The organism is Streptomyces coerulescens (assembly GCF_042657965.1).
In the GTDB taxonomy this organism is placed as follows: Bacteria; Actinomycetota; Actinomycetes; order Streptomycetales; family Streptomycetaceae; genus Streptomyces; species Streptomyces coerulescens.
Map to the genome: position 1 here is coordinate 25,755 of NZ_JBHSKM010000005.1, position 22,286 is coordinate 48,040.

Below are 22,286 nucleotides of genomic sequence, written 5' to 3' on the forward strand. Positions count from 1 at the left end.
TGACAGAACACCTAATACGGACGAACCAGCGTCAACGCCAGAACCGTCCGTCGGTTTTCGCAATGAACGTCCCTTTTGCCCGCTGACCCGCTTTCCACTATTCCCGCTAGTAACGGACAAATCGCCTGTGCGGCATGTCACCGCCCAGCGCAATCGGAAGACCCCGGAATGTGACGGGCACTACCCTCGACCCATGGTCGACGCCGCTTTACTCGGGGCCCGTGTCGCGTCCGGCGCGGTCACACCGCTCATCCGGAAGCTCTTCGTGAAGCACGAACCGGGAGCCGGCCTGGTGGACAGGCCGGTGCGGATCTCGGCGCTGGTGTCGTTCGGACGCCAGAAGCAGAGCGTCACACCGAAGGACGTCGACAGGATCGCGGGCGAGCTGGTGAGCCGGGCGCTGAAGGCGGCGGGACCGCAGGAGCGGCCGGTGGATACCTCGGAGGCGCCGGCCGTAAAGGAGGCGCTGGCCCGCACCCTCGCGCTGCTGGGCGAGATCACCATCGAGGACTACGAGGCCGTGGGGCTCGGCCCCGACGGATTCGCCCGTCTGCTGCGCACGCGCGTCACGCTGTCCCGGTACGGCCTCAGCGAGGCCGGAGAGCTCCTCTACGAGCGGCTGCTGTACACCGCCTCACTGCACATCCTGAACTTCTTCACCCAGCGCTCCACCTATGTCGCCCGGCAGCAGACCCTCCAGACCCAGCAGCTGGCCCGGCTGGTCCAGGCCGTGGACGTGCTGCTGGAGCGGCTGCCGGCCCAGCATCCGTCGGACGCCGGATTCGAGGCCCGGTACGCCGACCACATCGCCGCCCGGTACGGCACGCTGACCATCTACGGACTCGACGCCGGAACCCGCGAATGGCCCCTGGACGCGGCGTATCTCAGTCTGGAGGCGACGCGGCAGCCCACCCGGCGGGACGGCCACCCCCCACAGGACCCTCTGCACGTGCCCGCCGAACAGGTCCTCGCCCGGCACGACCAGGTCCTGCTGCGCGGCGTCGCCGGGTCCGGCAAGACGACCCTGGTGCAGTGGCTCGCGGTGACGACGGCGAGCCGCACCTACGACCACGGGCTGTCCCACCTCCTCGGGCGAGTGCCGTTCGTGCTGCCGATGCGCCGGATCGTGCGACCAGAGGCAGAATTTCCCTTTCCCGGCGACTTCCTCAGGGCCGTCGGCTGCCCCGTCGCCGGTGAGCAGCCGACCGGCTGGGTGGAGCGCGTGCTGCGGGCCCGCCGCGCGGTGCTGCTCGTCGACGGCATCGACGAGATCGCCGGGGACCGCCGCGAGGCCGCCCGGCGGTGGCTGCGCGACCTGGTGCGGGCCTACCCCGGGAACCTGTGGCTGGTCACCTCCCGACCCTCGGCCGTCCCGGAGGACTGGCTGGGCGCGGAGGGCTTCGACGAGGTTGGCCTCGCCGCCATGACCCGCGACGACGTCGCCACCTTCGTACGGCGCTGGCACCGCGCGGCCGGAGCGGACGGGGCCGTCGGGGAATCGCTCCTGCGGTCGGTGCGGACCACGTCCGAGCTGAACCGGCTGGCCACCAACCCCCTGATGTGCGGGATGCTGTGCGCCCTGCACCGCGACCGGCGCGGCTTCCTGCCCCAGGACCGCAAATCCCTGTACGAGGCCGCGCTGACGATGCTTCTGGAGCGCCGGGACCGGGAACGGGAGCTGCGCGACCCCGACGGGGTCCGCATCGGGTACGCCACCCAGGTCCAGCTGCTCCAGAAGCTGGCGTGGTGGCTGATCCGCAACAGCCGGGCGGAGATGGACCGTTCCGACGCGGTGCACATCATCGGACGGGCGTTACCCGCGCTGAGCCTCGGGGACACCGGGGCGGAGGACGTCTACCGGTCACTGCTGCTGCGGTCCGGGTTGCTGCGGGAGCCCGCGGACGGGCGGGTGGACTTTCTGCACCGGACCTTTCAGGACTACCTGGGCGCGCGGCTCGCCGTACAGGAGCTCGACTTCGATCTGCTCGTGAACAACGCCGAGTTGGACGAGTGGGAGGACGTGATCCTGCTGGCGCTGGCGCATGCCCGGCCGAGGGAGGCGGAGGCGATGCTGCGGCGGCTGGCGGAGCGGGGGACGGCGCGCGAGGCGTTGCTGGCGGCGGCGGGACTGCGGTACGTGGCCGAGGTCGACCCGGAGGTACGGGAGCTGGTGGAGGAAAGGCTGCGGACCCTCGTCCCGCCGCCCCATCCCGCGGCGGCCAAGGCGGTCGCACAAGCCGGCGGCGAGCTGGTGCTGGGGCTGCTGCCGGGACCGGAGGAACTCGACACCGAGAGGGCACTGCGGGTGATCGACGTCGCCGCCGAGCTGGGCAGCGAGGCCGCGCTGCACTTCCTGGCCCGCTTCCGGGATCATCCCGATGACAACGTCCAGTTCGGCCTGGCCGGCTACTGGCAGAACTTCGACCGCGAGCTGTACGCACGCGAGATCCTGGCGTACCTGCCCCGCAGGTGCAGCGTCGGGGCGCGCACCGCTGAGGACCTGCGCGTACTGCGCTCCTTGGGAGGCTGGCAGCGCATGGCGATCTCCGGCGCCTACCGGGTCGACGACCTGACAGAGCTCATCGATGCCGAGCCCCTCACCCATCTGGCGTTGGAGGCGCCTCATCCCGTCGAGGGACTGTCCTGGCTCGCGGCCTTCCCGAATCTCACACACGTGCTCCTGGCCACGGAGGTGGACGAGACCGTGGCGCGGCAGGTGCCGGCGGGTGTCCGGCTCGCAAGCCTCGATTCGCACGCCCACCGGGGGTAACAACCTTCCATGGAGCCCGCCGTCCGCACGCCCTCCGCCCAAGCCACCCTCCTCGTCCAACGCCTCTTCCGGACCCCGCCGCAACCCCCCACCGCCCCCGCGCCCCTCCCCACCCTCACCACCTGGCACGGCCCCGGCGCCCCCGCCGCCCCGGACGACGTCCACCGCATCGCCGCCGAGTTCGTGCAGCTCGCCGCCGAGCGGTACGCCACCCCGACCGCCGAACTGCCCGCCGTGGTCGATGTGCTGGCCCGCACCCTGCTCGCGATCGCCGAGGCCGGCCTGACCGACGCCGAGGCCGTGCAGCTCGGCCCGCGGGACTACGCGCGCTGGCTGCGCGGGGCGGTGCAGGGCGCGGACCGCGGGCTGACCCCGGAAGCCGCCTGGTTCCACGACGCGTTGCTCGTCTCCGCCTGTCTGCACGTCCTGCACCACCTCGTGCGGCGCTCCCCGTACATCCAGCGCCGGTTACCCGAACGCGCCAGCCACATCGCCCAGTTGGTCGATCTCGAGGACACCGAGGCGGCCGCGAGGCAGCCCGAACGGTCGCGGGAGGACGCGGAGTTCGAGGCCCGGTACGCGCAATGGGTGGTGGACCGGCACGGCTGGCTGACGATCGTCGGCGTGGACTTCCCCAATGCCCCGGACCGGTGGCCGCTGGAGGAGACCTACCTCAGTCTGGAGGCCGAGGAGCGCAGCGGCGGCGGGGTGCGCGGCGACGCGGACGGACAGCGCACCGTACTGCTCGCGGACCGGGCGCTGGAGGATCACGAGCGGGTGCTGCTGCGCGGGGTCGCCGGCTCGGGGAAGACGACCCTGGTCCAGTGGCTGGCCGTGGCCACCGCCCGTTCGGGCTCCCGCGTCCCCTTCGTGCTTCCCGTACGACGGTTCGCCCGCGAGGGCTTCCCGGCGCCGGACGATCTGCTGCACGCGATCCGGCATCCGCTCGCCGACCGGGCACCGGAGGGATGGGTGGTGCGGACCCTGCTCGCGGGCCGTGCCCTGCTGCTGGTCGACGGGATCGACGAGGCCCCGGAGAAGGCGCGCGGCGAACTGCGCGACCGGCTCCGCCGTTTGCTGCGCATCTTCTCCGGCAACGGCTGTCTGGTCACCTCCCGGCCGTCCGCGGTGGAGGACGGCTGGCTCGCCGAGGAGGGGCTGGCCGACGAGGGGTTCGTGGAGCTGTCGCTCGCCCCGATGTCGCGGGACCGGGTGACGCGGTTCATCCGGGACTGGCACTCGGCGGCGAGCCGCGACGAGCTGAGCCAGGGGCAGCGGGACAAGCGGGAGGAGCTGGAGCAGTACGAGCAGCGCCTGCTGCATTCCGTACGGATCTACCGCGAGCTGCGCCAGCTCGCCACCAACCCCCTGATGTGCGGCCTGATCTGCGCGCTCAACCGCGACCGGGCCGGATCCCTCCCGCACGGCCGCAAGGAGCTCTACGACGCCGCCCTGGAGATGCTGCTGCAACGGCGCGATCCGGAACGGGACGTGCTGTACGCCGACGATGTGCGGCTTCAGCAGGGCACCCGGGAGCGGCTGTTGCAGAAACTCGCCCACGCCATGCTGGAGGAGAGCGCCTCGGAGCTGCCGCGCCGACGGGCGGTCGGCATCCTGGACGCGACGCTGCCCGCCATGCCGGCCGCCCGCGCCCAGGGGGACGGCGAGGAGATCTTCCGCCATCTGCTGCACCGCACGGGGCTGTTGCGCGAGCGTTCGGGCGACTCGGTGGACTTCATTCACCGCACCTTCCAGGACTATCTCGCCGCCAAGGAGATCGTGGCGCGCGGCCGGCTGCACACCCTGGTCGACCATGCCCACCGGGCCGAGTGGGAGGAGGTGGTCCGGATGGCCGTCGCCCATGCCCGCCCGGAGGAGTGCGCCCGCTTCCTGGAGGAGCTGCTGGCGCCCGCGCCCGCCCTGCGCCGCCCCCAGGTCAACCACCGTCGCCTGATGGCCGCGGCCTGTCTGGAGCATGTCGCCGAACTCGACCCGGCCGTCCAGCGGTTGGTCCACGACCGCACGAAGAACCTGGTGCGGCCGACGACCGAGCTCGCCGCCCGTGGCCTGGGCTGGGTCGGGCCCATCGTCCTGGAGCTGCTGCCCGAGCCGGAGCAGGTCCCCGACGACCGGCAGGCGCTGCTGCTCGCCGTCACCGCGACGGGTGTCCAGGACGACGCCGCCATCGACTACCTTGTCCGGCTGCGCACCCGCTCGGCGCTTCCGATCCGCGCGGAACTCGCCCGGGGCTGGCGGCACTTCGACACGGAACGGTACGCACAGGAGATCATCGCCCACCTGGACCCGGAGGGTCTGTACTTCCCCGTCTCCGACACCGCCGAACTGGCGGCCCTACGGGACCTCGGCGGGCGCCCGCGCGTCCAGGTGGCCGGGGTGATGCGCACCGAGGAGCTGCTGGCGGGCCTGGATCCGGGGCAGTTGACGCATCTGTGGCTCAACGCCGAGCTCACCGACACGGACGTCTCCTGGCTGTCCCGCTTCCCCGGGCTGCGCGTCCTGCGGGTCAACCCCCGTCTGCCGCGCGTGCGGAACGTGCCGGAAGGGGTCGAGATCACGGCACGAGAGGCACTGTGACGCTCGTCACGAAGCCGCACCAAGCTATGTGAGCCGCGTCTCAACGTGAGCTACCGTCCGGTAACCCGCTGGTTCCTTGCAAGCCATCCCCACCCACGAGCATGCCCACGACCAAGGCAGCGCACGGATGCGAGAGGACCCCCACATGAGCAGAGGCACCTGGACGCGCCGCATAGGCATGACCGCCGCCGCGACGATCGCCGTCACGGCGATGGCGGTCCCCGTCGGCGCCCAGGCCGCGACGGCCACCGGCACCTCGACCGTCGCCACCGCGACGACAGCCGCAGCCGCCGAGGACGTCGACTACGACACCTGGCAGAAGGACTGCCGTGCCGTCATGAACCAGGCGCTGCCCTATCTGAAGCAGCGGATCGCCAACACCGAGCCGGGTGAGAAGCAGGCGATCGTCTTCGACATCGACAACACCACCCTGGAGACGGACTTCGGCTTCAGCTACCCGCAGCCGGCCAACAAGCCGGCCCTGGAGGTGGCCAAGTACGCCCAGGAGCACGGCGTCTCGGTGTTCTTCGTGACCGCCCGCCCCGGCATCATCTACTCGGTGACCGACTACAACCTCAAGCACGTCGGCTACAAGGTCTCCGGCCTGTACGTGCGCGGCTTCTTCGACCTGTTCAAGAATGTCGCCGACTACAAGACGGCCCAGCGCGTCGACATCGAGAACAAGGGCTACACGATCATCGCGAACATCGGTAACAGCGCCACCGACCTGTCGGGCGGCCACGCCGAGAAGACGTACAAGCTGCCGGACTACAACGGGCAGCTTTCCTGATACGAGGCACACGAAGGGGCTGCCCCGGGACCAGGTCCCGGGGCAGCCCCTTCGTTCAAGCCCAGCGCGGCGGCTAGGCCTCCTTGCTCAGGTTCGGCCCGGCTCCGCCGGCCGCCTGCTCGATCGGCGGGACGTCCGGCAGCGCCGACTTCTCCTCACCGCGGAAGGTGAAGGTGGCGGAGTCGCCCTCGCCCTCGGTGTCCACGACCACGATGTGACCGGGACGCAGCTCGCCGAAGAGGATCTTCTCCGACAGCGAGTCCTCGATCTCGCGCTGGATCGTGCGACGCAGCGGACGCGCGCCCAGCACCGGGTCGTAACCCTTCTTGGACAGCAGCTCCTTGGCGGACTGGGAGAGCTCGATGCCCATGTCCCGGTCCTTCAGTCGCTCGTCCACCTTGCCGATCATCAGGTCGACGATCGCGAGGATGTCGCTCTGGGTCAGCTGCGGGAAGACGACCACGTCGTCGACGCGGTTGAGGAACTCGGGCCGGAAGTGCTGCTTGAGCTCGTCCTGGACCTTGTTCTTCATGCGCTCGTAGTTGGTCTTCGTGTCACCCGAGGCCGCGAAGCCCAGGTTGAAGCCCTTGGAGATGTCCCGGGTGCCGAGGTTGGTCGTCATGATGATGACCGTGTTCTTGAAGTCCACGACCCGGCCCTGGGAGTCGGTCAGACGACCGTCCTCCAGGATCTGCAGCAGCGAGTTGAAGATGTCCGGGTGGGCCTTCTCGACCTCGTCGAAGAGAACCACCGAGAACGGCTTGCGCCGCACCTTCTCCGTCAGCTGGCCGCCCTCTTCGTAGCCCACGTAGCCGGGGGGCGAACCGAAGAGCCGCGAGACCGTGTGCTTCTCGCTGAACTCCGACATGTCGAGGGAGATCAGCGCGTCCTCGTCACCGAAGAGGAACTCGGCGAGCGCCTTGGACAGCTCGGTCTTACCGACACCGGACGGACCGGCGAAGATGAACGAGCCACCGGGACGCTTCGGGTCCTTCAGACCGGCACGCGTACGGCGGATCGCCTTGGACAGCGCCTTGACGGCGTCGACCTGGCCGATGACCCGCTTGTGGAGCTCGTCCTCCATGCGCAGCAGACGCGAGGACTCCTCCTCGGTCAGCTTGAAGACCGGGATGCCGGTGGCGGTCGCGAGGACCTCGGCGATCAGCTCGCCGTCGACCTCGGCGACGACGTCCATGTCGCCGGCCTTCCACTCCTTCTCGCGCTTGGCCTTGGCGGCGAGGAGCTGCTTCTCCTTGTCGCGCAGGGACGCGGCCTTCTCGAAGTCCTGCGAGTCGATCGCGGACTCCTTGTCGCGGCGCACGCCCGCGATCTTCTCGTCGAACTCACGCAGGTCCGGCGGCGCGGTCATCCGGCGGATACGCATCCGGGAACCGGCCTCGTCGATCAGGTCGATCGCCTTGTCCGGCAGGAAGCGGTCCGAGATGTACCGGTCGGCCAGGGTGGCGGCCTGGACCAGCGCCTCGTCGGTGATGGAGACCCGGTGGTGGGCCTCGTACCGGTCGCGCAGACCCTTGAGGATCTCGATCGTGTGCGGCAGGGACGGCTCGGCGACCTGGATGGGCTGGAAGCGGCGCTCCAGGGCCGCGTCCTTCTCCAGGTGCTTGCGGTACTCGTCCAGCGTGGTGGCACCGATGGTCTGCAGCTCACCGCGGGCCAGCATCGGCTTCAGGATCGAAGCGGCGTCGATGGCGCCCTCGGCGGCACCCGCACCGACCAGCGTGTGCAGCTCGTCGATGAACAGGATGATGTCGCCGCGGGTGCGGATCTCCTTGAGGACCTTCTTCAGGCGCTCCTCGAAGTCACCGCGGTAGCGGGAGCCGGCGACCAGCGCGCCGAGGTCCAGGGTGTAGAGGTGCTTGTCCTTGAGGGTCTCGGGCACCTCGCCCTTGACGATGGCCTGGGCGAGACCCTCGACGACGGCGGTCTTGCCGACGCCGGGCTCACCGATCAGGACCGGGTTGTTCTTGGTACGGCGGGACAGCACCTGCATGACCCGCTCGATCTCCTTCTCGCGCCCGATGACCGGGTCGAGCTTGGACTCACGAGCGGCCTGGGTGAGGTTCCGGCCGAACTGGTCGAGGACCAGGGACGTCGAGGGGGTGCCCTCGGCAGGCCCGCCTGCGGTGGCGGTCTCCTTGCCCTGGTAGCCGGAGAGCAGCTGGATGACCTGCTGCCGCACCCGGTTGAGATCGGCGCCCAGCTTGACCAGGACCTGGGCGGCGACGCCCTCACCCTCACGGATCAGGCCGAGCAGGATGTGCTCCGTGCCGATGTAGTTGTGGCCGAGCTGAAGGGCCTCGCGGAGCGACAGCTCCAGGACCTTCTTGGCACGGGGGGTGAAGGGGATGTGCCCGGACGGGGCCTGCTGGCCCTGGCCGATGATCTCCTCCACCTGCTGGCGGACCGCCTCGAGCGAAATCCCGAGGCTCTCAAGGGCCTTGGCGGCGACACCCTCACCCTCGTGGATCAGGCCCAGGAGGATGTGCTCGGTGCCGATGTAGTTGTGGTTGAGCATCCGGGCTTCTTCCTGAGCCAGGACGACAACCCGCCGCGCGCGGTCGGTGAACCTCTCGAACATCGTTAATCGCTCCTCAGAGCGGTCAGGCAGTGGGGGGAACTTCCCCTCCCTGTCCTTCCGCAGCTTAGTCCCGCAAGCGGGGACCGCTCATTCCAACTGCCGACACCGTCGATGGCCTCCTGACCCCGAACGCCGACATCTGCTCCAACCCGATGGTGCGAGACGATGTTCCCGCAGGCCAGGCAGTTACCCTCTCCATCAGTACGCCGATGGCGAACGTGAGACTCACTGTCCTGCGTGTCGCCCCCTCCCACTAGGGATGTCTTACCCGCTGGGACTGACACTCCATGCCGCGCCCCCCGGTTCCCTCCGCTACGGGCGAACAACCTTGCGCCACCCCACACCCCCGCACGCCCCCCATTTCGACACGCTGCGCATCTGTCAGCACACCCAGCGTAACCCGCACGTCCATTCGGCGGTTGCTCTTGGCATGGTCGGCACCCGTCCCTCGATCACCACGGACATCGCTGCGATCCCCTTCCCCCGTCGGCCGCTCGATCCGAGCGATCAGGTCCGGCGGTGGTACGAGAACGAACTGGGCTGGCCGGTGGTGCCCACGGCCCCCGGATCCGCGCCGGCCCTGCGTGTGGGCCTGCGCTTCGACGTCCTGGACGTCCCGGCCGAGGCGGGCCGTGCGGCACTGCGCCATCTCGGGCCGAGTTCCCCGGTGGCTGTCCGGGGCGACCGCATGTGGCTGCTCGTCGCCGCGGGCGGCGCGGAGGAGGTGCCGGGGGTGCTGGCCTGGCTGGAGTGGGGCGCGCTGCCCCTGGACCTGACGGTGCTCGGCGAGGGCGGACTCATGGAGGCGCCGCTGCCCGCGCGGGCGATCCCGGCGTCCGGGGCCGCACGGCATTCCGCCTGGTGTTCGGCCTGGAATGCGGCCTGGCATCGCACCGGGGACGTGCGGCCGTCGGAGTGCGTGGCGTCGGAGTGCGTGCCGTCGGGGTGCGTACGGCACCGTGCCGACGAGCCGGGGCCGGTCGGGGCGGCCGTACGGCGTCCCGGCGATGCCGGACCGGTCGATGCCGGACCGGTCGATGCCGGACCGAGGGGGGCCGTACGTCGTGCCCGGCCGTCGGGGCCCGGTGGAGTGCGGCCGCTCCCCCTGGGCCGCTCCGGCGCCGTGCAGGGGGCCGCCGTGTGGCTGCGACCCCCCGAGCCTGGGGGCGAGGTCGAGGCCTCGCTGCCGACCTTGTCGGCCCTCGGGGGCGGTGGGGGCGCCCCCGACCTCGTGCGGATTCTGGACACGGTGGCAACGCAGTGCCACCGCCTGCGGCTGAGGCGCGGGTGCGCCCGGCCGTCGGCCCGTCCATAGACCTGTTCCGTGGATCAGGCTTTGCCCTGGATCAGGCGTTGGCCTTCTCGTATGCCTCGCGAATGGACGCGGGAACACGGCCGCGGTCGTTGACCTCGTAGCCGTTCTCCTTGGCCCACGCGCGGATCTGCGCGGTGTCCTGGCTGCCACCGGAAGCGGCGCGCGCCTTTCCGCGACCACCCGAAGCGCGGCCTCCGGTACGACGACCACCCTTCACGTAAGGGTCGAGAAGGCCACGGAGCTTGTCCGCATTGGCAGTCGTGAGATCGATCTCGTACGTCTTGCCGTCCAGCGCGAACGTCACGGTCTCGTCCGCCTCGCCGCCGTCGAGGTCGTCGACAAGAAGGACCTGAACCTTCTGTGCCACCGGATTTCCTTTCATCGATAACTTGAGGGCCTGGGGTCTGCGGCGTCCGCCGTTTCGCCGCCCCCTGTTATATGCAGTACTGCAGTACGTCGGAAAGCAAACCGCTTTTGCTGGAAAAACACAAACCCCCGGGAGAGACTCACGGTCCGGGCACCGTCCGGAAACATGCGCGTTTCGGACATAGGGCACCTGGGCACGGCCTGTCGGACGGAATACACCTTGCGGATCCATGGAGGATCCTTGGCGATCACAGATGCAGAAGCATCCGGCTGTTGCCCAAGGTGTTCGGTTTCACTCGTTCGAGACCGAGGAACTCCGCCACGCCCTCGTCATAGGAACGCAGCAGCTCCGCGTAGACGTCGGTGTCGACCGGCGTCTCCCCGATCTCGACGAAGCCGTGCTTGCCGAAGAAGTCCGCTTCGAAGGTCAGACAGAAAACGCGTCGAACGCCGAGCCAGCGTGCGGTGTGCAGCAACTTCTCCAGCAACTGGTGACCGACGCCGACGCCCTTCAGACCGGGCTTCACCGCGAGAGTGCGGACTTCCGCCAGGTCTTCCCACATCACGTGCAGCGCGCCGCAGCCGACGACCTCGCCGTTGTCGTCACGTTCCGCGACCCAGAACTCCTGGATGTCCTCGTAAAGCGTCACCGTGGCTTTGTCGAGCAGGATGCGCCGGCGGACGTACTCGTCAAGGAGACGACGCACCGACGGGACATCGCTGGTACGGGCCCGTCGTACGGTGATGGCTTTTGAGCTGACTTCTGGGCTCTCGGCCGAGGGAGTCCCGGTCGAGTGGCTCTCTGCTGACATGAGCGGACGCTATCGCCCGTCGGGCTCCGGTGCGGAGCCGGGGTTTTGGTGGCCTCGGGTTTGCGGCCGCCGGGTTTGGCCGCGGGCGGTATCGGAACCGCCAGTATCGGCGTTGTCGCTATCGGTGCTGGTATCGGCGCTGCCGGTATCAGCGCTGCTCGTATCGCCGCTGCCGGTATCGGCATCCGTTACGGCACGTGTATCGGGTGCGGCCGGCGTCGTGGGTTCGAGGGTTTCCGGACCCTGGACGATGCGTACGGCGTCCCGCAGGGCCTGGCGCTGTTCCTCGCTCATCATGCCGAAGAAGGCGACGAGTGCGGCGGCGGGGTTGTCGCTCTGCGACCAGGCGTCGTTCATCAGGGCGGCGGAGTAGGCGGCTCGTGTGGAGACCGCCTCATATCGATAGGCCCGGCCTTCCGCTTCGCGGCGTACCCAGCCCTTCTGATGGAGATTGTCCAAAACGGTCATCACGGTGGTGTACGCGATGGACCGTTCCTGCTGGAGATCTTCCAGGACTTCTCGAACGGTCACCGGGCGGTTCCACTTCCACACCCGCGTCATGACCGCGTCTTCGAGTTCTCCCAATGGGCGAGGCACAGCTCAGCACAATAGTGGGAGTTCTGGTTGTTGGCGTGCCGGACGTGCACTTTCTCTGGCAAATGGGAACAAAAAGGGCGTACGACTCGGAAAGTGGCGGGCTTTGAGTCGTACGCCGTTGTGCGTGCCGCCGATCGGGGTGCGGCGGCGGACGCTGTCAGGCGTCGCTGTTCGCGGAGGCCTGACGCGTGCCGTCCACGCGCGCGAGTGCGGCGTCCACGGCCGCGTCCTCCTTGGCCTTGTTGGCTCCGCCCTGGGTCTTCACGATCACTCGGATCACACCGATGAAGAAGACGGCCATGACGGCCGGGGGGAGGAGTGCGGAGACGTAGTCCATGCGTCCAGGGTAGCCAGGGGGGTGGGGGGTTCTGGCGCTTGGGGGCGGGTTTGGGTGGGGGTGCGGGCGGGTGCGGCACGGGTGGTGCCGCCCTGGTGTGGCGCGGGTGGGGCGCGGAGTTCGGGCCGCCCGGGTAGCGGGCCGCCCGGGTGCAGGAGGCGGTCAGCCTGCGGCCAGGTGTTGGCTCGGGTTGGCGGGTGGGGTCGGTTTGCGGCGGGGGAAGACCTCGCCGGGAGTGGGGATGGGGCGGGACGGCTTCGGGGCGGCGGGGGTGGGCTCCGGGCCGGGGTCGGGTTTCGGGGCGGCCGGCTTTTCGGCGGGCTTCTTCCGGGGCTGTTTGGCGGGTTCCCGGGCGGCGGCCTGGGCGGGGAGGTCGAGGGGTGTGCCGGGTGCCGCGGTCGCGGAGTCTTCGGGCGTGCCGGTGGAAGGGGCTGCGGAAAGGCCTCCAGGGAGGGCCTGGAGGTGGCTACGGGACGCCGGGATGGTGGACGTGGTACGTGCGGCCGTCGGGTGGGCGGCGTCGCGCCCCAGGGGGCGGCAGCGGGCCAGAAGGGTGGCTGCGGTGGGGTTGCCGCGCAGGGCCCGTAGGGCGGCGAGATCCTCGGGGATCGGGGTGTAGCCGGCGCCGAGGGCCTCTTCGAGGAGGGTGAGGTAGCCGGCCGCGGTGCCGGGGAGGGCGGCGCGGTAGCGGGCGAGGTCGGCCACCAGGAAGGCACGCATCCGGGCGCCCTCGCGCATCGCCTCGTCGAGATGCTCGGCGAGACGGAGACAGTCCTCGACGTCTTGGGCCGGGGCGGGGCAGGGAGTGAGGGCAAGGTCGAGGGCGCGGCGGAGCACACGCAGCTCCTCCACGCCGAACGCCATGCCGCCGCGGGATCCGTATGGCGTGGGCATGCGCCGACGATACGCGCTAATCAGACAAACGCGGCATATGGGGGCGGGTGTGGCGTGGGTTGACACTCGGGTGGGGGGTGTGGGTGTGGGTGTGGGTGTGGATGCCTGCGGCGCCTGTGCGGGTGCGGTGGGGTGCGCCCAGCGCCTGCGGGTGCGTTGTGGGTCGGGGCCGCGCCGGGGGGTGTCCGTCCTCGGTCCGGCGGTTGCTGTAGCTCAGACAGTGCTGCTTCTTGACGCCGGCCGCTGCGGGCGGACACCCCCCGGCACGGCCCCTTGCCGCCGTGGGGCGGGTGCCGGCGCGTGGGGGTGCGCCCGAGGGGCTGCGGCTCTCTCCCCCGGCCCGCGACGACTCAGCCCGTCCGGCGTTTGAGGATGAGGCCCGTTCAGGGCCGAAGCGGCAGCCCCAGGGGGCGCAGGAGCACCGGGGGCTTTCGAGGCGCGGCGTTTTGAGGGCCGTCGGCTCGGGTGACGTCACATGCGGGAGACGTTGCGTTCGTAGACCAGGCGGAGGCCGATCAGGGTCAGCCACGGTTCGTGTTCGTCGATCACCGAGGATTCGCCCAGGACCATGGGGGCCAGGCCGCCCGTTGCGATGACGGTGACGTCGTCGGGGTCGTCCGCCAGTTCGCGGGCCATGCGGTGCACCACGCCGTCGACCTGGCCCGCGAAGCCGTAGATGATGCCGGACTGCATGGCCTCGACGGTGTTCTTGCCGATCACGCTGCGCGGGCGGGCCACCTCGATCTTGCGGAGCTGGGCGCCGCGGACGCCGAGGGCCTCGACCGAGATCTCGATGCCGGGGGCGATGACGCCGCCGATGTACTCGCCGCGCGCGCTCACCGCGTCGAAGGTCGTCGCCGTACCGAAGTCGACGACGATCGCCGGACCGCCGTAGAGGTCGACCGCCGCCACCGCGTTGATGATGCGGTCGGCGCCGACCTCCTTGGGGTTGTCGGTGAGGATCGGTACGCCCGTCTTCACGCCCGGTTCGACCAGGACGGCGGGGACGTCGCCGTAGTAGCGGCGGGTCACCTCGCGCAGCTCGTGCAGGACCGAGGGGACCGTCGCGCAGATGGCGATGCCGTCGATGCCGTCGCCCAGTTCGTCGCCGAGGAGCGGGTGCATGCCCATCAGGCCCTGGAGCAGGACCGCGAGCTCGTCGGCCGTGCGGCGGGCGTCCGTGGAGATGCGCCAGTGTTCGACGATGTCGTCGCCGTCGAACAGGCCGAGGACGGTGTGCGTGTTGCCTACGTCGATGGTGAGCAGCATGCCGGTTCCTACTCCGCCGCTCGCAGGTCCAGGCCGATGTCCAGGATCGGCGAGGAGTGGGTGAGGGCCCCGACGGCGAGGTAGTCGACGCCGGTGGTCGCGTATGCCCGGGCGTTGTCGAGGGTCAGACGGCCCGAGGCTTCCAGGGCTGCCCGGCCGGCCACGATCGCCACCGCCTCCTCGCACTCGCCCGGGGTGAAGTTGTCCAGGAGGATCAGGTCCGCGCCCGCGTCCACGACCTCGCGGAGCTGGTGCAGGGTGTCCACCTCGACCTCGATGGCGAGGTCGGGGAAGGCTTCTCGGACCGCCTTGAAGGCCTGGGCGACCCCTCCCGCGGCCACTACGTGGTTGTCCTTCACCAGGGCCGCGTCCGAGAGGGACATGCGGTGGTTGACGCCGCCGCCGCAGCGCACCGCGTACTTCTCCAGGGCGCGCAGGCCCGGCGTCGTCTTGCGGGTGTCGCGGACCTTCGCCCTGGTGCCGTCGAGTACGTCCGCCCACGCGCGCGTGGCCGTCGCGATGCCGGAGAGGCGGCAGAGGATGTTCAGCGCGCTGCGTTCGGCCGTCAGGAGGTCGCGGGTGCGGGTGGTGATGGACAGGAGCTTGTCGCCCGCCTCCACCCGTTCGCCGTCCTCGATGTGCCGCTCTACCTCGAACTCGTCCTCGCAGACGATCGAGACGACCGCTTCGGCGACCCTGAGGCCGGCCACGACGCCCGCCTCGCGCGCGACGAAGTCGGCGGTGGCGACGGCCTCTTCGGGGATGGTCGCGACCGTCGTCACGTCCACGCCGTGCGCCAGGTCCTCCTGGATGGCGACGTTCGCGATGTCCTCGACCTCGACGGGGTCCAGGCCCGCCTCGGCGAGGAGCTCGGCGAGTGCGGGGTCGAGGCCGCACTCCAGGTACTCCTCGCCGGCACCGCAGGCGCAGTCGTCGCCGCAGCCGCCGTTCGGGGCGAGGGGAAGGTCGGGGGTGCTCACTGCTGTCACTGCTCCTGGGGACGGGTCGGGGGGAAGTCTGCGGTGTCGGTGGTGTGCACGGCCAGTGTGCGGTCCGGGTTCAGGCGTACGACGATGTGGCGGCGCCATGCCGTGTCGTCGCGGTCGGGCTCGTCCTCGCGCCAGTGGCAGCCTCGCGTCTCGTCGCGCAGTTGTGCCGCGGCGACCAGGACCCGGGCCACGCACAGCAGGTTCGTGGCCTCCCAGGTGTCGACGCCGGGCTCGGCGGTCTTGCCGTTCTCGGTGAGGGCGTCACGGGCCTCGGTGCGCAACTGCTGGAGCTGGTCGGCGGCCCTGGCGAGGGAGTCCGCCGAGCGCAGGACGCCCGCGCCGTCCGTCATGATCCGCTGGATCGTGAAACGGGCCTCGGGCGTGAGCAGGGGGTGCTCGGGGGTCTCGGGGTACGGGACCGGGTTCGGCACGCGTGCGTGCAGGCCGTCGGCCGCGCGGGCCGCCGCGATGTCCTCCGCGATGCGCTCGGCGTAGACCAGACCTTCGAGGAGTGAGTTGGAGGCCAGCCGGTTGGCGCCGTGCACGCCCGTGCAGGCGACCTCGCCGCACGCGTACAGGCCGGGGACCGTCGTACGGCCCTGGGAGTCGGTGCGTACACCGCCGGAGGCGTGGTGGGCGGCCGGGGCGATCGGGATGGGGGTGGTGACCGGGTCGATGCCGTTGGCTCGGCAGGCGGCGAGGATCGTCGGGAAGCGGTGCTCCCACATGTCGGCGCCGAAGTGACGGGCGTCGAGGAACATGTGCTCGGCGTCCCGCTCCTGCATCCGCCGGAGGATGCCCTTGGCCACGATGTCCCGGGGGGCCAGTTCGGCGAGTTCGTGCTGTCCCACCATGAAGCGCACGCCGTCGGCGTCGACCAGGTGGGCGCCCTCGCCGCGCACGGCCTCGGAGACCAGGGGCTGCTGGCCCTCCGCGTCCGCGCCGAGGAAGAGCACGGTGGGGTGGAACTGGACGAACTCCAGGTCGCTGACCTCGGCGCCCGCGCGCAGGGCGAGGGCCACGCCGTCGCCCGTCGACACGGGCGGGTTGGTCGTCGCGGAGAAGACCTGGCCCATGCCCCCGGTCGCCAGGACCACCGCGGGGGCGTGGACCGCGCCCACGCCGTCGTGCTGGCCCTCGCCCATGACGTGCAGGGTCACGCCCGCGGTACGGCCGTCCGCGTCCGTCAGGAGGTCGAGCACGAGCGCGTTCTCGACCGTGCGCACGCCACGCGCGCGTACCGCCTCGACCAGGGCACGGGAGATCTCCGCGCCGGTCGCGTCGCCGCCCGCGTGGGCGATACGGCGGCGGTGGTGGCCGCCCTCGCGGGTGAGCGCGAGTTCCCCTTCGGAGGACTCGTCGAAGTGGGCGCCGGTCTCGATGAGGCGGCGTACGGCGTCGGGGCCCTCGGTGACGAGCATGCGGACCGCTTCCTCGTCGCACAGGCCCGCGCCCGCGACCAGGGTGTCGTCCAGGTGCTGCTCGGGGGTGTCGCCCTCGCCGAGGGCCGCGGCGACGCCGCCCTGGGCCCAGCGTGTGGAGCCGTCGTCCAGGCGGGCCTTGGTGACGACGACCGTCTTCAGGCCCGCGGCCTCGCACCGCAGGGCCGCGGTGAGTCCGGCGACGCCGGAGCCGACGACCACGACGTCCGCGTCGATGGACCAACCAGGGGCGGGGGCGTGCAGTCGTATGCCTGTGCTGCTCACGAGGCGGCTCCGAAGGTGAGGGGGACGTTGTCGATCAGCCGGGTCGTCCCGACCCGGGCGGCGACGGCGAGTACGGCCTCGCCGGTGTAGTCGTCCTCGTGATCGGTGATCTCCGTGAAGTCGGACGGGTCGACGAGGGCGAGGTAGTCCAGTTCGAGCGGCGGGTCGAGGCGGGCGGCCTCGTCCAGGACCAGCCGGGCGGCGGCGCGGACGGCGGCCGCGGCGCCGGGGACGGCCTTGGCGACGGCGTGCGCGTCGGCCGCGGCACGGGATTCGCCTATGGCGCTGAGCGCCTCGGCACGCGCACGCGTGGCGGGCACTTCGCGCGCGCGTGCGCGCAGCGCCTCCTGCGCGGCGTGCCGGTCGCTGCCGGCGAACAGGGCCTGGGACAGCGCGAGCGCCGTGCGGCGTTCCTTGGGCGAGAGGTAGCGGTTGCGGCTGGAGAGGGCGAGGCCGTCCTCCTCGCGCACGGTCGGGACGCCGACGATCTCGATGCCGAAGTTCAGGTCGCGGACCATGCGGCGGATCAGCGCGAGCTGCTGGGCGTCCTTCTGGCCGAACAGGGCGACGTCGGGCCGGGTGAGGTGCAGCAGCTTGGCGACGACGGTGAGCATGCCGTCGAAGTGACCGGGGCGCGAGCTGCCCTCCAGGCGTTCGCCCATGGGGCCGGCGCTGATGCGGACCTGGGGCTCGCCACCGGGGTAGACCTCGTCGACGGCGGGCGCGAACACGACGTCCGCTCCGGCCTGTTCGGCGATCTTGACGTCGGCGTCCAGGGTGCGCGGGTAGCGGTCGAGGTCCTCGCCCTGCCCGAACTGCAAGGGGTTCACGAAGACGGTGACGACGACCTCGCCGTCCGGTCCGGCGATCGCGCGCGCGGCGCGGATCAGGGTGGCATGGCCCTCGTGCAGGGCGCCCATGGTCATCACTACGGCGCGGCGGCCGGCACGCGTGCGTGCGTGCAGTTCGGCGGCGGTGCGCAGGGTGGTGGTCATCGGGCGTCTCCCTCTGCGCCGTCGGTCCCGTTGCTGCCGTTCGTCCCGTTCGCGAGTACCCCGAGGAGGTCCTCGGCGAGCTCCGGCTTGAGCAGGCCGTGGGCGAGGGCGCGGTCGGCGGTCGCGCGCGCCATGGCGAGATAGCCGGCGACGGTCTGCGGGGCGTGCCGGCGCAGCTCGCTGACGTGCGCGGCGACGGTGCCGGCGTCCCCGCGCGCGACGGGGCCGGTCAGGGCGGCGTCGCCGGAGCGCAGCGCGTTGTCCAGGGCGGCGCCGAGCAGTGGGCCGAGCATGCGGTCGGGGGCGGCGACGCCCGCCTCGCGCAGCAGCTCCATGGACTGGGCGACAAGGGTCACCAGGTGGTTCGCGCCCAGCGCGAGCGCCGCGTGGTACAGCGGGCGCCTCTCCTCGGCGATCCACTCCGGCTCGCCGCCCATCTCGATGACGAGGGCCTCCGCGGCCAGCCGCAGCTCTTCGGGAGCGGTGACGCCGAAGGAGCAGCCGGCGAGGCGCTGGACGTCCACGGGCGTCCCGGTGAAGGTCATCGCCGGGTGCAGGGCCAGCGGCAGGGCGCCCGCGCGCAGGGCGGGGTCAAGGACCTTCGCGCCGTACCGCCCGGAGGTGTGCACCAGCAGCTGGCCGGGCTTGACGGCGCCGGTCTCGGCGAGGCCCTCGACCAGGCCGGGCAGGACGTCGTCCGGGACGGTCAGCAGCACCAGTTCGGCGCGCGCGAGCACTTCGGCGGGCGGCACCATCGGCACGTCGGGGAGCATCCGCTCGGCCCGTCGTCGGGAGGCGTCGGAGACCCCGGAGACGGCCACCGGGCGGTGTCCGGCGAGCTGGAGGGACGCGGCGAGCGCCGGGCCCACGCGCCCGGCGCCGACGACACCGACGGAGAGCCGCGCGGGGCGGTCCCTGGGATCTGGCTGTTGGCTTGTACTCACGCGACGGCGGCCTTCCCGTTCCAGTCCGCTCGGGGTACCGGACGATTTCTCGTCATGTTAACGCGATTGGTTCGAGAGGCGTTCGGTTGTCCACAGGCTGTGGGTTTCGCCACGCCTTCGCGCGGGGCGCACCGGGCGGGGCAGGCGTACGAACCGGGCGGGGCAGGCGTACGAACCGGGCGGGGCAGGCGTACGAAAGGGGCGGGGCAGGCGTACGAAAGGGGCGTGGCAGGCGTACGAAAGGGGCGTGCGGGTGGGGCCGCCCGCAGCAGGCGTGCGGGGCCCGGCGGCCGGGCCGAAGCAGGAAATGACGGCCGGGCCGCGGCGGGAAATGCGGGTGCTCGCGCAGGTGGGGGCGCGGGATGATCCGGGGCATGAGCGATACGGCGGAGCGGGGCGACGGGCAGCGAGGGGCGCGGGGCGGACAAGGGTCGGGGACAGGGGATGGGACAGCGGCAGGGGTCGGGGCAGGTGACCGGGTCGGGGCAGCGGCGGATCCGAGCGGGGAGGCGCCCGCGCAGCAGTCGCTGAGCGGGGAATCGCCCGCCCAGCAGCCGCGGAATGAGCAGTCGCTGAGCGGGCCGTCGCTGAACGAGCAGCCGTTGCACAAGCAGTCGCCCGGCGAGCAATTGTCGGACGCGCCGGTGTCGGACGACGAGCGGCGCAAGCGGCGCCGTGAGCGGCGCATCGCCGCCTACCGCAGCGCGCGGCGTGCGCTCGCGCGCCCCGGCTTTCTGGGCACCCTCCGCGAGCGCCTGGCGCTGCTGGACGACGCGCGTGCCCTGGATCTGCACGACCTGGACGCGCCGTCGGACCTCTATGGCGACGGCATCGTCGAGGCCCTGGAGGAGAGGACGGCCGGGCTGCTCGGCAAGGAGTCCGCCGCGTTCTTCCCGACGGGCACGATGGCCCAGCAGGTGGCCCTGCGCTGCTGGGCGGGCCGTACCGGGAACCCGACCGTCGCACTGCATGCGCTGGCCCACCCCGAGATGCATGAGCGCGATGCGTTCAGCCAGGTCAGCGGCTTGCGCCCGGTCCGTGTGACGAGCGAGCCACGGCTGCCGACAGCCGCCGAGGTACGGGACTTCGACGAGCCCTTCGGGGCGCTGATGCTCGAACTGCCCCTCCGGGACGCCGGTTTCGTGCTGCCCACGTGGGACGAGCTCACGGCGGTGGTGGAGGCGGCGCGGGAGCGCGAAGCGGTGGTGCACTTCGACGGCGCCCGCCTGTGGGAGTCCACGGTCCACTTCGGCCGCTCCCTGGAGGAGATCGCGGACCTGGCGGACAGCGTGTACGTGTCGTTCTACAAGTCCCTCGACGGCTTCGGCGGCGCGGCGCTCGCCGGTCCGAAGACGCTCGTGGACGAGGCGAAGGCCTGGCGGCACCGCTACGGCGGCACGGTCTTCCAGCAGTTCCCGACCGCGCTGTCGGCCCTTGCCGGGCTGGAGCGGGAGCTGCCCCGCCTGCCCGAGTACGTCGCCCACGCACGCGTGGTGGCCGCCGCGCTGCGCGAGGGGTTCGCGGCGGCCGGGGTGCCGTGGATACGGGTCCACCCCGAGCCGCCGCACACGAACGAGTTCCAGGTGTGGCTGCCGTACGACGCCGATGTCCTCGCCGAGGCCGCGATCCGGCACGCCGAGGAGACGAAGACCGTCCTGTTCGCGGGCGGCTGGGAGGCCAAGGGCCCCGGCCTTGCCTTCACCGAGGTCTACGTCCGGGCCGCCGGCCTGGAGTGGACGGCCGACGATGTACGCAGGGCCGTCGCCGGGTTCGTGGACCGGCTGGCCGAGGAGGTCGGCAGGTCGGGCGTCACCAGGTAGAGCGCGGCCGCCGGAGCCACCGGCCAAGGGTCCGCCGTATCCGCCCATGAGCCGGGCGCCCGGCGACCACGGCCCTGAACTGCCAGTGGTCGCGGAACTCGCGCACGACCTGCCAGTCGTGGCTGCCGGGCGCCGGAGGGGCGGCCTCGCCGCGCTGACGGGCACGGTAGGTGTCGAGGAGGTACTGCTGCGTGATGCTCATGGCTGACCGCCTTGTGGTGACCTGAGAGACATGGAGACGTGACGAGAGGGTGATCGGGCTTCCGCGGCTGCCCCGGTGATCCCAGGCTGCGCGGGGTGCGGCGGTCCTGTCGCGTCGATTGACGGTCGCCGTCAATCGACGGCCGCGTTGTCAGTGGCGGGGTGCACCATGGGGACCATGAGCGTGACCATCGACATCGCGGGGCTGCGGCCGGAGAGGCTCGTCGTCGTGCCCTCCCCCCTGGCCGAGCTCGGCATGGCGCTGCACGCGCTGTCGGAGCCCGGGCACCACCCGGGCCTCCAGGGCTGGTCCACGGGTGTGGCGGCCCGGTTGGACTCCCACCTGGCCGACCGCATGTGCGAGGCCGACTTCCTGTGGCGGACGACGTTCTCCGACCTGTTCATGCCCTTCGCCGGCATCCCGGACCGCGGCACCCTCCCGGGCGCCACTCTCGCGGAGGAGCTCGACCAGCTGGACAAGCTCACGGACGAGCAGTTCGTGGACGCGGCCCTTGAGTTCACCTGCGCCCTGCCCAACACCCCGCAGGCGCCTGCCCTGCTGGCCGACGCGGAGCTGCGCCGACGTGCCCTGGACCTGGCTGCCGCGCGGGGGCCACAGCAGTTGCGTTTCAGCCGGCGGCTGGTCGAGGATCCGCCGCGTATCCGGGCCTGGCTGCGGCAGTTCCTCCAGGACTGCGACGAGGCGTTCTTCGCGGACACCTGGTCACGCGTGCGCCACCAACTCGCGGCGGACGCCCGCCACAAGACCGACCTTCTGCGCCACAAAGGGCTGGCCGACGCGCTGACCGCCGTGTCTCCGGCGATCGACGTCGACGAGGCCGCCGGCCGGATCACCATCGACAAGCTGCGCCAGAGCCACATCGTCATCGACGACAAGAACCTGCTGCTCGTGCCGACGAGCCTTGGCTGGCCCCATCTCAGCGTGCTCGACCGGGAGGGCTGGCAGCCGGTGCTGCACTACCCGGTCGGCTCCCCCGGACTCGCCGCGCCGCCGTCGGTCGACCAGCTGACCCTGAGGATGACGGCCCTGTCCCACCCGGTGCGGATGCAGATCTGCCGCAACCTCGCCCGCAGCACCTACACCACGAGCGAACTCGTGCAGATCCACGGCATGACCGCGCCCGAGCTGTCCCGGCATCTGAGCGCCCTGAAGAAGGCGGGCCTGGTCACCACCCGGCGTCGGGGGAGGTACGTTCTGCACCAGCTGGACGTCACTTCGGTGGCTCGGCTCGGCAGTGACCTGCTCGAAGCGCTCCTGAGATGACC

18 protein-coding genes are annotated in these 22,286 nt (G+C 71.2%); 6 read left to right on the forward strand and 12 right to left on the reverse strand.

Annotated features, from left to right (window positions below; translation table 11 throughout):
* Positions 1 to 193 precede the first annotated feature (193 nt).
* From ACFPQ9_RS10300 to ACFPQ9_RS10310, 3 genes are all read left to right on the forward strand, one after another.
* Positions 194 to 2,770 carry an NACHT domain-containing protein gene (locus ACFPQ9_RS10300; RefSeq protein WP_380850159.1) on the forward strand — a complete coding sequence of 859 codons (2,577 nt, stop codon included), beginning with the start codon at positions 194 to 196 and terminating at the stop codon, positions 2,768 to 2,770.
* Positions 2,771 to 2,779: 9 nt separating this feature from the next.
* Positions 2,780 to 5,365, forward strand: a complete 2,586-nt coding sequence (locus ACFPQ9_RS10305; protein WP_380850162.1) for an NACHT domain-containing protein — start codon at positions 2,780 to 2,782, stop codon at positions 5,363 to 5,365.
* A gap of 145 nt (positions 5,366 to 5,510) precedes the next feature.
* Positions 5,511 to 6,155: an HAD family acid phosphatase gene (locus tag ACFPQ9_RS10310; protein WP_380850165.1), complete on the forward strand. Its 645-nt coding sequence runs from the start codon at positions 5,511 to 5,513 to the stop codon at positions 6,153 to 6,155.
* 73 nt (positions 6,156 to 6,228) lie between these two features.
* On the opposite strand, the gene ACFPQ9_RS10315 is transcribed toward ACFPQ9_RS10310, so the two are convergent.
* On the reverse strand, positions 6,229 to 8,754 hold the full coding sequence (locus ACFPQ9_RS10315) for an ATP-dependent Clp protease ATP-binding subunit (protein ID WP_380850168.1): 2,526 nt from the start codon (positions 8,752 to 8,754) through the stop codon (positions 6,229 to 6,231).
* A 430-nt stretch (positions 8,755 to 9,184) separates the two neighbouring features.
* Here ACFPQ9_RS10315 and ACFPQ9_RS10320 point away from each other — a divergent pair, with 430 nt between their 5' ends.
* On the forward strand, positions 9,185 to 10,069 hold the full coding sequence (locus ACFPQ9_RS10320) for an SCO3374 family protein (protein ID WP_380850171.1): 885 nt from the start codon (positions 9,185 to 9,187) through the stop codon (positions 10,067 to 10,069).
* A gap of 31 nt (positions 10,070 to 10,100) precedes the next feature.
* Here the strand turns inward: ACFPQ9_RS10320 and ACFPQ9_RS10325 are convergent, their stop codons facing one another.
* The 10 genes from ACFPQ9_RS10325 to ACFPQ9_RS10370 all read right to left on the reverse strand — a co-directional run bounded on the left by ACFPQ9_RS10325 (position 10,101) and on the right by ACFPQ9_RS10370 (position 18,978).
* Positions 10,101 to 10,436 carry a histone-like nucleoid-structuring protein Lsr2 gene (locus ACFPQ9_RS10325; RefSeq protein WP_030959275.1) on the reverse strand — a complete coding sequence of 112 codons (336 nt, stop codon included), beginning with the start codon at positions 10,434 to 10,436 and terminating at the stop codon, positions 10,101 to 10,103.
* Between the two features lie 247 nt (positions 10,437 to 10,683).
* Positions 10,684 to 11,247, reverse strand: coding sequence for an amino-acid N-acetyltransferase (locus tag ACFPQ9_RS10330; protein ID WP_380850174.1), 564 nt, complete (start codon positions 11,245 to 11,247; stop codon positions 10,684 to 10,686).
* A gap of 9 nt (positions 11,248 to 11,256) precedes the next feature.
* Positions 11,257 to 11,808, reverse strand: coding sequence for a BlaI/MecI/CopY family transcriptional regulator (locus ACFPQ9_RS10335; protein ID WP_380850994.1), 552 nt, complete (start codon positions 11,806 to 11,808; stop codon positions 11,257 to 11,259).
* Between the two features lie 193 nt (positions 11,809 to 12,001).
* A complete protein-coding gene (locus ACFPQ9_RS10340; RefSeq protein WP_380850177.1) occupies positions 12,002 to 12,181 on the reverse strand; it encodes a hypothetical protein in 180 nt (59 codons plus the stop codon).
* Between the two features lie 162 nt (positions 12,182 to 12,343).
* Entirely contained in the window at positions 12,344 to 13,045 is a 702-nt protein-coding gene (locus ACFPQ9_RS10345; protein WP_380850997.1) for a hypothetical protein, read from the reverse strand.
* A 501-nt stretch (positions 13,046 to 13,546) separates the two neighbouring features.
* A complete protein-coding gene (locus tag ACFPQ9_RS10350) occupies positions 13,547 to 14,344 on the reverse strand; it encodes a type III pantothenate kinase (protein ID WP_380850180.1) in 798 nt (265 codons plus the stop codon).
* 8 nt (positions 14,345 to 14,352) lie between these two features.
* Complete coding sequence (gene nadC / locus ACFPQ9_RS10355; protein WP_380850182.1) at positions 14,353 to 15,324, reverse strand: carboxylating nicotinate-nucleotide diphosphorylase; 972 nt, start codon at positions 15,322 to 15,324, stop codon at positions 14,353 to 14,355.
* A gap of 5 nt (positions 15,325 to 15,329) precedes the next feature.
* Positions 15,330 to 17,039, reverse strand: coding sequence for an L-aspartate oxidase (locus ACFPQ9_RS10360; protein ID WP_380850185.1), 1,710 nt, complete (start codon positions 17,037 to 17,039; stop codon positions 15,330 to 15,332).
* Positions 17,036 to 18,034, reverse strand: a complete 999-nt coding sequence (gene panC / locus ACFPQ9_RS10365; RefSeq protein ID WP_380850188.1) for a pantoate--beta-alanine ligase — start codon at positions 18,032 to 18,034, stop codon at positions 17,036 to 17,038. The genes ACFPQ9_RS10360 and panC overlap by 4 nt, the downstream gene beginning before the upstream one ends.
* On the reverse strand, positions 18,031 to 18,978 hold the full coding sequence (locus tag ACFPQ9_RS10370) for a Rossmann-like and DUF2520 domain-containing protein (RefSeq protein ID WP_380850191.1): 948 nt from the start codon (positions 18,976 to 18,978) through the stop codon (positions 18,031 to 18,033). The genes panC and ACFPQ9_RS10370 overlap by 4 nt, the downstream gene beginning before the upstream one ends.
* 374 nt (positions 18,979 to 19,352) lie before the next feature.
* On the opposite strand from ACFPQ9_RS10370, the gene ACFPQ9_RS10375 reads away from it, so the two are divergent.
* A complete protein-coding gene (locus ACFPQ9_RS10375) occupies positions 19,353 to 20,798 on the forward strand; it encodes a threonine aldolase family protein (protein WP_380850194.1) in 1,446 nt (481 codons plus the stop codon).
* On the opposite strand, the gene ACFPQ9_RS10380 is transcribed toward ACFPQ9_RS10375, so the two are convergent.
* Positions 20,788 to 21,000, reverse strand: coding sequence for a hypothetical protein (locus tag ACFPQ9_RS10380; RefSeq protein WP_380850197.1), 213 nt, complete (start codon positions 20,998 to 21,000; stop codon positions 20,788 to 20,790). The genes ACFPQ9_RS10375 and ACFPQ9_RS10380 overlap by 11 nt on opposite strands.
* Positions 21,001 to 21,177: 177 nt before the next feature.
* Between ACFPQ9_RS10380 and ACFPQ9_RS10385 the strand changes: the two genes are divergently transcribed.
* Positions 21,178 to 22,284 (forward strand): DUF5937 family protein, encoded by a 1,107-nt coding sequence (locus ACFPQ9_RS10385; protein ID WP_380850200.1) that lies wholly within the window; start codon positions 21,178 to 21,180, stop codon positions 22,282 to 22,284.
* The last annotated feature ends 2 nt before the right edge of the window (positions 22,285 to 22,286 follow it).